A 13,204-nucleotide genomic window follows, 5' to 3' on the forward strand; every position below is an offset into this window, starting at 1 on the left:
TTTACAAATTTTTAACTTTTTTTAGTCTTTATTTCTTCTGATTCTCAAGTTCAGTTCTTGCTTTTTCGAGTTCAGCTTTGGCTGTATCCATTTCAGCTTTGGCCTTTTGCATTTCTTCTTTGGCCTGCTGCATCTCCGCTTTTGCTTTTTCTATTTCGGGTTTGGATGCCTCTATCTCCCGTTTGGCTCTTTCTATTTCTGGTTTAGCACGATCCATTTCTGCTTTGGCTCTTTCCATTTCTTTTTTCAGTATCGGCTGCATTCTTTTCAATTGGATTTTTGCGTTTGCTATAGCCTTGTTCCTGATTTTTACGGCATCGTTCCAATTGATATAAATATTTTTTTTATCACCCTCACTATCTTTGCTTGAGGAATCAATTAATTCGTCTAATTCTTTTTTACTGATAATACTTTCATCACCTTCAATTACTTTACCATTCAGAATCACCAATGGTTTTTCTCCGTCTTTTTTGACAATTATTTTGGTTTCTGTATTGGAGTCACTCCAGAAATGTTTAGGAAACATTGGTGCTTCAGGGGCTTCTACTGCTTCAGGGGCTTCTGCAGGCTCAGGAGCTTCAAGAGCTTCAGGCGCCTCCATATCAAAGTCGAAGTTGAAATCAAAATTGTCAGCTACTTTGGTACTGTCCTCGTCTGCCAATTCAATTAATCGTTCTTCATTGCTGTTGTTGTTAAAGATTCTCACTTGTCTTGGATTTCCAAAACCAATGCTTCTGTCGTTTTTATAGAATTGGATTGGTTTAATAGGTTCTTTTCCGTCTACTTGTGAAACGCCTTTGTTGCCCTCTTTGTCTTTGTATTCAAGTTTAATCCCTGTAATTTCACCGGCACTGTTTCGTTTTACTTTTGAACATTTTAACGTAATTCCGTGCTCTTCTTTAAGTCGTTTGGCTTCTTTTTTTAATTCGGATTCCGACGTGTTTTTGTCGACAACTACACGAATTTCATCACCATAATGCACATTCTTGGTATTCGTTGCTTCTTCTTTTTCTTGGGCAATAGTCTTAATTTGGAATAGTAAGACAAAGCCAATTAATGCCGGAATAACAAGGGCATACTTCCATGAATTTCTTTTGTGTGATTGATTTTTGTTTAACATAACGATTCGTTTTTTGATTAATGATTGATAAAAATTATTGGTTATTGGTAAGCAGCTTTGATGAGAAACTACTTTAAGTAAAGCGCGTTGGTATGATTTTTTGTCTTCCAGTTGCTCGATGGCTTTTTGGTCAGCGATGTATTCCAGGTTTTGTGTAATAGCTTTTTTGTACAACCACACAAACGGATTAAACCAAAATACGATGCAGAACAATTTGGCAATTAAAACATCTACTGAATGCTTTTCCTGACTGTGTATTTTTTCGTGTAAAAGAATGCTCTGTAACTCGTCATTAGAATACAAATCGGCATTAAAAACGATGTAGTTAAAAAACGAAAACGGAGCTATATTCTCATTCAGGTTAACTAATTTAAACTGCTCTTTTTTAATAACTTGCTGTTGGTAAAGCATTCGATATAGCGAAGTGAAATTAAATACTATTCTAATCACTAATACGCAGGCAATAATGACATAACTAATCCAAATAAATTGCATCCAATCAAATGCTTCAACAACAGGAACATCTTGTATTGTTTTGGCCGGAAGCTGGGAATAGGCAACCAGGTCTTCCATAGCCATTTTGGGTCTTTCTACCAGTATTATTTTTTTGATAAAGAAAAACGGCAATAGGAGCGATGTGAATAAACCACTTAGCAAAAACCAACGATTGCTGTTGAAAAAGGTTTCTTTTCGTACCAAAAAATGATACGCTAAGTAGAATACAGCAATTAATGCGCTTGACTTTAAAAGATAAATGAATACTGATTCCATATTTTTTTAATTAAAGATAATAGATGATAGACTAAAGGATGATAGACAGTTATGGTTTTGTCTATTTTCTATCCGTCTATTATCTCTTATCTGATTTGTTTTCTATAATAGCTAAAATCTCCCGTAACTCTTCGGCTGAAATTTTTTCTTCCTCAGCAAAAAAGGAAACCATATTTTTATACGAACTGTTGAAATAAGTATCAATAGCTGTATTCATAAAGCGTTTTCGATAGTCTTCCATTTTTATAACAGGGAAGTACTGATGGGTGTTCCCATAAGCGTTGTGCGAAACAAATCCCTTTTCTTCCAGGTTTCTAATAATTGTCGATAGCGTATTGTAGTGCGGCTGCTCTTCCGTAATCTCAGCCATGACTTCTTTCACAAAAGCTTTCTTTAGCTTCCATAAAATCTGCATGATTTCCTCTTCTTTATTCGTTAACTTTTGCATGTGTATAGTTTTTTTGTCCACGTTTGTGACAGCATGAGACAAACGTACAACTATATTTTTAGTTACACAACTGCATTTATAGTTATTTAACTATTTTTTAAGTTATTTAAGGGAAAGATAAAAGTAAAATGCTGAATCACAATAGTTTGTTTTCTTTTTGAACGAGACGTAAAACCCAAATGCCGGAAAGCATTCCAAGTAAACCTAAGGTTCCCATGAAAAACCAGTTCATTTGATAGCCATAATATTCTATGATTTCCATACCAACCTTGGCGCTTAAGATGTGTGCCAAACTAAAGCTCATAGTATAAATAGCCATGTATCGTCCTTCATGGCCTTTTGGCGCCCGACTAAGGGCAACTGAATTAGAAAAAGGGAAAGTAAACATTTCACCAAAGGTCATAAACAGCATCATTATAACTAACACACCAGCCCAATTGTTGACAAGCATCAGATACAAACTGACGGCCATCAATAAACAACCTGCTGCAACCACTTTGATTTTACTTATTTTATGCCTTTCAACGTAGCTAACTAAGGGCATCTCGAGGAAGAAAATCATCAGGCCGTTCATCGTTAACAACAAACCCGTTTGCAACTCAGTTAAATTAAATTGCTCTTTATGGTACAACGGAATCGTGGTGAAAACCTGAAAAAATAAAACCCCACAAACCAAGCAGGTAAAAAGGAATATCCAAAAGGGTTTGTCTTTAAAAACCGAATGGGTGAGTATTTCGCCCGGATGCTCTTTGTCTCTGAAAGCTGTTTTTTTCTTTTCTTTTACTTTTATCCAAAAAATAAGAATGGCAATAATACACGAACCACCATCAACCCAAAACAAGCCACGATAGCCAATGTTCATAATGATTAAACCTCCTAATGCGGGTCCGGCAGCAAAGCCAAGATTGATAGCCAATCGCACTAAAGTCAGTGCCCGAGTTCTGTTTTCGGGTTTGGCATACGCACCAAGCGACACAAACATTGCTGGTCGGTACATATCAGCAACCACCATAATCAATAACATGCCAATACATAAACCAATAAAACTAGTGATGAATTGTATTGCAAAAAGCATCATTCCACTGACTAGCAAACTAAAAATCATGATTTTATAAAACCCAATTTTGTCTGATAATTTACCACCAAGCCAGGAGCCAATTATAGAACCGGTTCCAAAACAAACCATAATCCAACCCACTTGGCTGTAAGAGAAATGCAAATCTTCCTTTAAATATTTTGATAAAAAAGGCAATACCATCGTCCCGGCACGATTGATAAATGTGATGAACGTAAGTATCCAAATCTCTCTAGAAAACCCTCTGAAGTTGTTGATGTAGCGTTGAAAAGCAGCTTTAAGCATTGATTGTTGATTGATTTTACAAATTTACAATGTTTTTTGAAGCTATTTCCAGCTATCCATTACAATCTTTTATCTCGTTTTTAAAACGAGATAAAAGGATTTCCATTACTATCTGGGCTACGGTTTTTTCTTTTATAATAAAAATAAATGGTAATTTGTGAAATCTGTTTTATTTTTACGCATGAACTTTTTCAATCTGCATACGCACAAATATACAGGCAGTCCTTCTATTACAGAATTAGTCAATCAATATCCTTGGGAATTTGATGGAGCTATTCCGTACTATTCAATCGGAATTCATCCTTGGTATATTAACGAAGAACGATTAGAAACTGATTTGAAAACGATAGAGGAGAAGCTCCAATTAAAAGAATGTTTGGCACTCGGTGAATGTGGTTTAGACAAGCGTATTGAAATCCCAATGGAATTACAAACAGCCGTTTTTGAAAAACAAATCGCTTTAGCCGAAAAGCATGAAAAACCATTAGTACTTCATTTGGTAGCTGCTTTTGATGAACTCATTGAGATTAAAAAACGATTGAAGATTTCTGTACCTATAATCATTCATGGCTTTTCAAAAAATGAGCAAGTGGCAAAGCAATTACTTGCAAATGGATTTTATTTATCGTTTGGGAAATACTTATTGCGCAACCCTGAATTAAAAGAAGTCTTTCAGGCAGTCCCAAATGATAGATTCTTCCTCGAAACCGATACTATCGAAGAAACATTGGAAGAAGTGTATGACTTGGCGGCAAACTATAAAGGAATGACTTTGGTAGAGATGCAAAAGCAGATTGCAGCCAACTGGAAGACAGTATTTAGTTTTTAGGTTATTGCAGCACTATCTTTTTCAGATAACTTTTACTTCCTTCATTTACTTTGGCAATATAAATACCTTTTTGGAAATGGCTCATGTCGATGCTACTATCCGGTAATACATTTTCCGAATGCAGGACTAATTTACCCATCATATCATAGATGCTGATATTGAAATTTGTTGGAGATTCCACACGAATTAAACCTGTTGTAGGGTTGGGATAAATACTAAAGGTTTCCGTTTCCGGTTCTTCAATATCTAAAGCTCCAACTCTCAGGCTGTTTTCGTAAGTTATTAAACTGCCAAAATTGCCGACATAGAGTTTGCTGAATACTGTAGTATTATTTGAAATAATCTCCAATCCGGCAGCAACCGGATTATCATCTGCGTAGGCATCATAATTCCGCCAACCATACCCATTGGAATCCATTAGTTCCACGGTGTAGCAGTCTGGTGTATTTGGTAGTGTTGCGTTTTGCGTAAGAATGGTGTTAGCATAAATACCTCCACAATATCCTGCCGGAGCTCCACCTGTATAAGGACCACCGCTGACTACTGTAGTTCCCATACTGTTTTTTATTCTCCAAGACATATTGCCTGGGCAGCCATAGGTGTGAACTTTAATTTCAAGGTTTATACCAGTTTGGACAGAAGAATGAAAGGTAGCATTTGCCGATGAAAAAGTAGCAACCTTATTAGTTACGTCATTAACACTCGTTACCTGAACCGTGTATTGAGCTGAAGGATTAATGACTATGGGATCAAAAGTAATTTCCTGATTTGCAAATTGAGGTATAAGTCCGGTGAAAGTTTTAGTACTTACTACAGTGCCATTTTGTTTTAAATTCAAAACCATCGTGCTAACATTATTAGTTCCATAATTTTTTACATTGGACTTAAAGCTTCCCGTGGTGCCACAAAATCCGGTTTCGGTATTTAAAACCCTTACATGATTTTGTACTCCGGTTAGTGCACTACAGCTATTGCTCATAAAGTATTTAAGATTAGCAGCAGCGTTTTGACCTATGTTTTGTACCAATCCATTAGAACAGACTGCGAGAATATAAGGCAAATAATTCATGTTATAAGGAGTGTCTAATGTAGGAGTGACTAGTATTGGAAAGGGAGTTCCTTCAATCCAATTGCCAAATGTAGGAGGGTTGGAGATGCCATTTAATTCCTGTAAAGCATAGTCCATAGGGTGGCTGCTACTTTCAATAAATAAAGTGACCACTTCATTAGAACCTAAAGGACCATAGGCATAATAAAAATCAGCCATTGCTTCGGTCTTTTTGTATTTCCAACTTGCACCGCATCCGATACCGGAAAACTCGAGCAGGACTTTTTTGCCAGCGTTAATATAGGAAGAAAGAGTATGTGAAGTACCATTGATATCCGTAAGCGTAAAATTAGGCGCAACCGAGCCATTTGCTAATTGTGCATTTACTCCAAACGAGCAAACTAAGGCTAAAATAGAGGAGATAATTTTATGCATTTGATTAATTTTTGCGCATGAAAAGTAGTAATGGATTACCTTATTTTGCGCTTTATGTTTTGTAAATAACTGATTTTGAAAGCTTAAATATAGTAATTATTTTAATAGAACTATAATTTTTATTTTAATGTTGGGATTAGTTTGGTTCTGTTTTTATTTTTTCTTTATTAGCGAAGGTCATTACAATGCATAACAATACGCTAACAAAACCTCAAGATAAGTTATATAAAAATGCTGGAGTTGGCTTTAACTAAAACACTTTTTCATTCCTTGCTAATTTTCTTGTTTATCGTTCCAAGTTCAGTATTCATTTTTAAAATATATACACCTGTAGTCAAATCAGCTATATCCAGTACTTCAAAATCATTGTTTATAGTCTTAACATTCTGACCTAATGAATTGATGATTTGGATTTTGGAAATCGCTACTTGGTTGGTATTTATATAAAGTACGGACTTTGCCGGGTTTGGGTATAGGGTTATTTGTTCTAATTTAAAGGCTGTTGTGCTTAACGGAAAGTTTTGAAATACGGCTTGTCCAAAGATAGGATTGTTGATTACTAAGCCTAATCCAGTGCCATTAGTATAAATATTATAATAGGCTGCTGATTGCATAAAACCAAAATAACTGTCCTCAAATGAGTTGTGGCTTAGGACTCCACAATCTGTCCCAGCTTCAGAAAAAGATGTGGTTTGCCAATAATTTGAAACTGGACTAGAGAACACACCGTTAAAGGTATTACAGGCACCTTGTCCTGTAAAATTAAGTGTGTTGGAAATCGTAAGCGTGGGTGTTATGGCTGGCGTAATTTGCCAAACATTCGTTAACGGAGATAAATCGCTACTTTGTACGGAACTTAAATACCAAGTTTGGAATAACTGAGGATCTTGCGAAAAACAGTTTATGCTACAGCATAGGGAAGCTAGTAAGATTAAGTTTTTCATAGTTTGCTGAGAATTTAGTATGTTATGATTTATTTGCTTGAGCTAATTTACTACTTTTTTTAAGGTTTCTTGCATACAGTCTTTGTAATAAGTATCAAAAATATCATATCCTTTTTGCCCTATTTGGTAAAGGATTTTTTGAGAACTCTTGTGCTTTTTGATAAACTAACATTAGTCACTTTTTTTTGAAGTTACTAAATAAGATAGTTTTGAAGCTATGAAAAGCATACCGGGTCTGACTATGCGATATAAAAAGGCACCTATCAAACTTAGGATTGTAATTATTATAATGGGGAGCACACCGCCGAAAGTAAAGAGCATCCCCAGCACAAATCCCAGAAAGCATTCTGCCCGATAAATGGGATAAAATAATGCCAACAGCAGTAGGCTAACCATCATATAAAAAGGAGGGTCAGTATACTGTAAAGTAAAAAACACGGAGAGTAAGATACCAAAGGTAAAAGCCCCAAGAAATGCATAAACTATAGTTATCGGGAATTTAAAGGTGGTTAGATCATTACTAATTCTTTTGTGTATTTTATTCAATAAAAACCAGGTAAGCAAAGGAATCAAGATTCCGCCTAACCAATTTGAAAAACTTGGTAAGTCCTCTCGTTGCAATAGGTGATGGGTTGGTACGCCACCATGGTAATGATCCCAAACTAATAGGAACCAAATAGCTATGGTTACTATGGCAGTAAAATACAAACGGATTTTAAAAAAATCGCTGTCAGTCATTTAATTCTCGACTCTTTTAAACGGTTGTAATTTCCAATACGTTAAACTACGCCAAAGCCATTCCAATGGACCAAAGTAAAAATGGCGTAACCATATTGGACTCAGAATTAATTGCAGTACCCAAATAGCCAATGCGACATAGTATATTTGATAAAATTCGAGTACACCATAGTAATTCAATCCGTAACCAAAGAAGAACAACGTACAAATAACCGAGTGCATGATGTAATTGGTAAAAGCCATTTGTCCGACAGCTTCCAGTCGACGGAAAAGCCCTTGCATTGCTTTTGATTTATACAATAAAATTAGAGCTGATGCATGCGCCATCACCAACAAAATACGTTGAAAAGGATATATTAATCCCACCCAATCTATTGAAACTTCCTCCATCCTTTTGAGGTTCGCTTCTAATGTGGAATACGTAACAAAATAATGATACGAACTGTATATTACTAAGGGAAGACCGATACCATATCCGATTAGCATTACTTTTCGGTAGTTATCATTCGACCAATTGCCCGTCAGGAATCCCCATTTGTATAAAGCAAAGCCGAGTAGCATCAGTGCAATAGAATCCCAGATTCCATAAAATAAGTATTTAGTCTGACCATCAAAAGCCATTGGGCGAAGATAGCTGGCTACTGTGCTGTAATCGGACTTCATTTTTTGGGTATTTTCTTTGGCATCTTCCCGATTTGGAATCATGGTTTTTTCTACTTCTCTCCAGGTAATCAAGGCTTTGTCTTGCTCGGCAGTCAGCGTTTTATTTTCGCTTTGTGCTTTTTTGGCTTCAACATAATCGAGACGTTTTTCCCGAAGTCCCTGATAAAAATAAGTACCCATTCCAAAATCTGTTATGGCTACCAAAGGAATAGCTAGTACTAAGTATTTCGGATTTACATTGCGGAACAAATACACTATCATTCCACAAACGGCATATAGGTATAGAATATCACCAATCCACAAAACCAAGTGCGCATGAATTAATCCAAATAACAACAGCCAAAACATACGGCGATAAAACAAACCATGAGTAGATAGTCCATTTTTTACTTTCTTGCCAATAAAAAGCAATATACCGGCTCCAAAAATCATGCTGAACATGGCGCGCATTTTACCTTCAAATAAAACGCCAATAATGTTACTGACCCAAAAGTTGATATTGGAAGGATCGTTTTTATAAACTTCTGAAGCATAATTGGGCATAGAAAAACCCGGTATGTTCATTAGTAAAATTCCCAATAAGGCAACACCTCGCAAGGCATCTATGAGTTTGATTCTGTCATTTTCTGCAACAGGTGCATCTGTAATAGCGTTGATTTTCATGATTGATTTTTTTAGTGTTATACTTCTATAAATTGTCTTCTTATCACCTTTATTGCGCTTACGCTACTTTAACGTAGTTGACTGAATCATAGTTAACTGTGCGTTATAAGGTTGCTGTTATAGGAATTAAAACTACAAATTATCTTACTAAATATAGAAGGCAAGTTTGAAAGTTGTTAACAAAATCCGTCTGATAAAGTACAGAAGTTTGCTTTTCTTTAAGTCAACAAGTTGAGGTAAGACAATGTTTAGTTTACTATTGTTGCTGTTTTTGTTTATTTTTGCGGCTTCTAAAAGAATTACAAATCTAATTATCTAACAATCTAAAGATGGCAAAGTGGCAGGAAAGAGCTGAGCTTTTATTTAAAGCAGAAGGCTTAAACAATTTGAAAAATGCTAACGTACTGGTAGTTGGACTTGGTGGCGTTGGTTCGTTTGCAGCCGAGTTTTTGGCTCGTGCCGGAGTAGGGAATTTAACCATTGTTGACGGCGATGTTGTTGATATTACTAATATTAACCGACAATTGCCAGCCTTGCATTCTACCGTTGGGATGCCGAAAGTACATGTTGTTGGTGATAGATTAATGGATATAAATCCCGAACTGAACTTGACTCGTGTAGAAGAATTTCTTTCGCCTGAACGTTCTTTAGAAATCGTTACTCCTGATTTTGATTATGTGTTAGATTGTATCGATAGTGTTACGCCAAAACTAAATCTGATTGCTGCCTGTAAAAGAAAACGCGTAAAAGTGATTTCGAGCATGGGAGCAGGAGGAAAGATGGATGCATCAAAGGTAAAGGTTGCCAATATAAAAAACACAGCGCATTGTCATTTGGCTAAGACCATAAGAAAGCGACTGAAAAAAGTGCATATAGACAAACTGAAAGTAGTTTACTCTTCTGAAATACAAGATGCCAGCAGTTTAAAAATGACCGATGGCACCAATTATAAAAGATCGTTTTACGGAACCAACAGTTATATGCCATGTCTTTTTGGTTTGTATGCTGCTGAGACGGTGATTCGGTATTTGTTGAAGAAATCTGAGGCATAAGGGATTAGTGAAAAGGGATAAGAAAACTCATACTCATAATTTATAATTCATAACTTTTAATGATACAAACCGTAATTTTTGATATGGATGGTGTTATTGTTGACACGGAACCAGTACACCATTATGCCTACAACCTACAATTTAAGCTCCTCAACATTGATGTTACTCCTGAAATGTACGCTTCATTCACTGGCAATTCTACCAAAAATATTTTTGAAAGACTGAAAGCTCAATTTGATCTTTCAGAAGAAGTTAACACCTTGGTTGAAACCAAACGTAACTTGTTCAATGAGGCTTTTGACAGCAAAGAAGATTTACATTTACTAGATGGTGTAGAAGATTTGATTAAAGATTTGCACACCAAGGGTATGCAATTGGTTTTGGCTTCCTCTTCAGCAACGGTCACTATTAATAGAGTTTTTAACCGTTTTGGATTATTTAAATACTTTACTCATATTGTTTCGGGTGAAGACTTTCCTGAGTCGAAACCACACCCGGCTATTTTTTTAAAAGCAGCTGAATTAGCAAACACTCCAGTAGAAAACTGTATCGTCATTGAAGACAGCACTAACGGAATAATGGCTGCTAAAGCTGCGGGAATCTATTGTATTGGGTATGATAGTTTTCATTCAAAAATGCAGGATTACAGTATGGCAGATAGGGTGATTACTGATTTTAAGGAGTTGAGTTTTGATAGGATAAAGGTTATAGGTTAGGTTTCCCCTCTTGAGGGGAAAATAAAAAACGTACTTCGTTGAATTATTCGTTACTTTAATGACCTATAAAATAATCATGAGAAAACTTTTAATTGGCTTAGTCATTCTGTTTCTTTCGTTGAATAGTTACTCCCAGCAGCAACCATTTTGGGAAGAAATAAAAGCTTTTCGAACTCAGGACAGCATTCAGAAACCAAAAGATGGCATGGTGCTTTTTATTGGAAGTTCCTCTTTTAGGTTGTGGAAAAGTGCTAAAGAAGATTTTCATAATGAAAACATACTGAATCGAGCCTTTGGTGGCGCTACACTAGAAGATTTGATTAGATACCAACAGGATGTTGTATTACAATACAAACCTAAAAAGATATTTCTGTATTGTGGGGAAAATGATATTGCCAGTTCAGAAAAGGTCACACCAGAGCTGGTTTTTGAAAACTTCAAGACTTTATATGAAACGATGCGGGCTCAATTTCCAGAGGTGCTGATTGTATATGTTTCGATTAAGCCTTGCATTTTGCGTTGGTCTATGAAAAATAGAATAATGGCAACGAATACTTTAATCAGCGATTATTTAAGCAAAGAAAAGAATACGGTGTTTGTCAATATTTGGGATAAGATGCTGGAGAATGGTGAACCTATGAAAGATATATTCCGAGAAGACAATCTTCATATGAATAAAAAAGGGTATGCCATTTGGATAAAGGAAATGGCTGCATTTGTCAATGATTAGTTAATTTTTTGAAATAAAAAAAGCCAGTTTTCACTGACTTCTTATTTGAATGAAGTAATGTTATTTAACTTCTACTTTTACATCTTTACTATTGACATCGATACCAGTGCTGTCAACTTTTACTGAAGTTCCTTCTTCTTTAGCTGGTACTTCTTTTACTACTGTATCTTGGACTACCGTTGTAGTTTCAGTTGTTTCCGTTGTAGTCGATTCTTCTTTTTTTCCGCAAGATGATAGCACAATTAGTGACATCAATCCCATACATAATACAATTTTTTTCATAAAAATTATTTATAAGTGAAAGGTAAAGGTACCTTTAAATAAAGGGGTAAACTATTTATTAACCTATTATTAATTAGCCAACAGCCACTTTATAAACTCTAAGGCATTTTTCTCGTGCTTCTTTGTGATCTACAACCGGTTGTGGATATGCAGACGTATTCAGTTCGGGTATCCATTTTTTGATGTAGACTAAGTCTTTGTCAAACTTCTTTATTTGTTCGGTTGGGTTGAATATTCTGAAGTATGGTGCAGCATCAACGCCACTTCCGGCAGCCCATTGCCAATTGCCTACATTGCTCGCTTGTTCGTAATCTAAAAGTTTGGTTGCGAAATACGTTTCACCCCAGCGCCAATCGATAAGTAAATGTTTGCATAGGAAACTGGCCACTATCATTCGCACTCGGTTGTGCATGTGTCCGGTCGTGTTGAGTTCACGCATTCCGGCATCTACAAAAGGGTAGCCTGTTTTTCCTTCGCACCATTTTTGGAATAAATCCTCATTGTTTTCCCATGCAATTGCATCGTATTTAGAGCGAAAACTAGCATTAACGGTTTGAGGAAAATGCCAAAGAATTTGCATGAAGAACTCCCGCCAGATTAATTCCTTCAGAAAGGTTTCGTTTTTGCTTTCGATTGCCTTGGCGACCATTTTTCTTATAGAAACTGCACCAAAACGAAGGTATATGCCAAGATAGGATGTTTTATTCATTGCCGGAAAATTACGAGTCGCTTCGTAATTATCTATAAGTGCATTGGAGATGTCAAATGGGGTGACCTTGATTTTGGAAGTTTCAAAACCAATAGCTTCCAAGCTTAATAACGGATAGGAATGAACAGTAATTTTATTTAGTAACTCTTCTGATTTGTAATGAATTAGTTTAGTTTTTCTAAAGTTATCTTTCCACTTATTGGAATAAGGAGTATAAACTACATAAGGCGTTCCATCGTCTTTTACTACTTCGCTTTTTTCAAAAATAACCTGATCTTTACTGGTTTTAAATTCGATGTTATTTTCTTTAAATAGATGATACATTTCTAAATCACGTTTGCGGGCATAGGGTTCGTAATCGTGGTTGGTAAAAACAGTTTTAATTTGGTTTCCACTAATCAATTTACGGAAGACTTCAGTTGGCTTTCCGTGAAACACAGCTAATGATTTTCCAATTTCTTGTAACTGGTTTTGTATTTTTTCTACTTGTTGGTGAATAAAGGTTACCCGCGCATCATCTTTGGGCAATTGCGAAAGAATAGTATCATCAAATATAAATAGGGGCAGCACTGCTTCACCACTGTTCAATGCGTGAAAAAGTCCGGTATTATCCTCTAACCTCAAATCACGGCGAAACCAGAATATAGTCATTATAGTTGTAAGTTAAGAGTTTACAAACAGATGTAAGATAAAATC

13 protein-coding genes are annotated in these 13,204 nt (G+C 35.9%); 4 read left to right on the top strand and 9 right to left on the bottom strand.

Annotated features, from left to right (window positions below; translation table 11 throughout):
- Positions 1-28: 28 nt before the first annotated feature.
- From QWY90_RS06720 to QWY90_RS06730, 3 genes are all read right to left on the bottom strand, one after another.
- Positions 29-1,891 carry a M56 family metallopeptidase gene (locus QWY90_RS06720; RefSeq protein ID WP_290285103.1) on the bottom strand — a complete coding sequence of 621 codons (1,863 nt, stop codon included), beginning with the start codon at positions 1,889-1,891 and terminating at the stop codon, positions 29-31.
- A gap of 79 nt (positions 1,892-1,970) precedes the next feature.
- Entirely contained in the window at positions 1,971-2,339 is a 369-nt protein-coding gene (locus QWY90_RS06725; RefSeq protein ID WP_290285104.1) for a BlaI/MecI/CopY family transcriptional regulator, read from the bottom strand.
- Positions 2,340-2,475: 136 nt separating this feature from the next.
- Positions 2,476-3,699, bottom strand: coding sequence for an MDR family MFS transporter (locus QWY90_RS06730; RefSeq protein WP_290285105.1), 1,224 nt, complete (start codon positions 3,697-3,699; stop codon positions 2,476-2,478).
- A gap of 181 nt (positions 3,700-3,880) precedes the next feature.
- Between QWY90_RS06730 and QWY90_RS06735 the strand changes: the two genes are divergently transcribed.
- The gene (locus QWY90_RS06735; RefSeq protein WP_290285106.1) at positions 3,881-4,528 is read left to right on the top strand and encodes a TatD family hydrolase; all 648 of its coding nucleotides are present in this window, start codon (positions 3,881-3,883) and stop codon (positions 4,526-4,528) included.
- A 1-nt stretch (position 4,529) separates the two neighbouring features.
- Here the strand turns inward: QWY90_RS06735 and QWY90_RS06740 are convergent, their stop codons facing one another.
- The 4 genes from QWY90_RS06740 to QWY90_RS06755 form a co-directional block, all read right to left on the bottom strand.
- Complete coding sequence (locus tag QWY90_RS06740) at positions 4,530-6,011, bottom strand: T9SS type A sorting domain-containing protein (protein WP_290285107.1); 1,482 nt, start codon at positions 6,009-6,011, stop codon at positions 4,530-4,532.
- 263 nt (positions 6,012-6,274) lie between these two features.
- Positions 6,275-6,955: a T9SS type A sorting domain-containing protein gene (locus QWY90_RS06745; protein WP_290285108.1), complete on the bottom strand. Its 681-nt coding sequence runs from the start codon at positions 6,953-6,955 to the stop codon at positions 6,275-6,277.
- Between the two features lie 171 nt (positions 6,956-7,126).
- Positions 7,127-7,693, bottom strand: a complete 567-nt coding sequence (locus QWY90_RS06750) for a hypothetical protein (RefSeq protein ID WP_290285109.1) — start codon at positions 7,691-7,693, stop codon at positions 7,127-7,129.
- Positions 7,694-9,019: a DUF418 domain-containing protein gene (locus tag QWY90_RS06755; protein WP_290285110.1), complete on the bottom strand. Its 1,326-nt coding sequence runs from the start codon at positions 9,017-9,019 to the stop codon at positions 7,694-7,696.
- Between the two features lie 329 nt (positions 9,020-9,348).
- Here QWY90_RS06755 and QWY90_RS06760 point away from each other — a divergent pair, with 329 nt between their 5' ends.
- The 3 genes from QWY90_RS06760 (at position 9,349) to QWY90_RS06770 (ending at position 11,517) form a co-directional block, all read left to right on the top strand.
- Entirely contained in the window at positions 9,349-10,071 is a 723-nt protein-coding gene (locus tag QWY90_RS06760; protein WP_290285111.1) for a tRNA threonylcarbamoyladenosine dehydratase, read from the top strand.
- Positions 10,072-10,130: 59 nt separating this feature from the next.
- Positions 10,131-10,787 carry an HAD family hydrolase gene (locus QWY90_RS06765; RefSeq protein WP_290285112.1) on the top strand — a complete coding sequence of 219 codons (657 nt, stop codon included), beginning with the start codon at positions 10,131-10,133 and terminating at the stop codon, positions 10,785-10,787.
- 76 nt (positions 10,788-10,863) lie between these two features.
- A complete protein-coding gene (locus QWY90_RS06770) occupies positions 10,864-11,517 on the top strand; it encodes a GDSL-type esterase/lipase family protein (RefSeq protein ID WP_290285113.1) in 654 nt (217 codons plus the stop codon).
- Between the two features lie 60 nt (positions 11,518-11,577).
- On the opposite strand, the gene QWY90_RS06775 is transcribed toward QWY90_RS06770, so the two are convergent.
- Positions 11,578-11,799 carry a hypothetical protein gene (locus tag QWY90_RS06775; protein ID WP_290285114.1) on the bottom strand — a complete coding sequence of 74 codons (222 nt, stop codon included), beginning with the start codon at positions 11,797-11,799 and terminating at the stop codon, positions 11,578-11,580.
- Positions 11,800-11,872: 73 nt separating this feature from the next.
- On the bottom strand, positions 11,873-13,159 hold the full coding sequence (locus QWY90_RS06780) for a cryptochrome/photolyase family protein (protein ID WP_290285116.1): 1,287 nt from the start codon (positions 13,157-13,159) through the stop codon (positions 11,873-11,875).
- Positions 13,160-13,204: the final 45 nt, after the last annotated feature.

It is taken from the genome of Flavobacterium paronense (assembly GCF_030409795.1).
Lineage (GTDB): Bacteria > Bacteroidota > Bacteroidia > Flavobacteriales > Flavobacteriaceae > Flavobacterium > Flavobacterium paronense.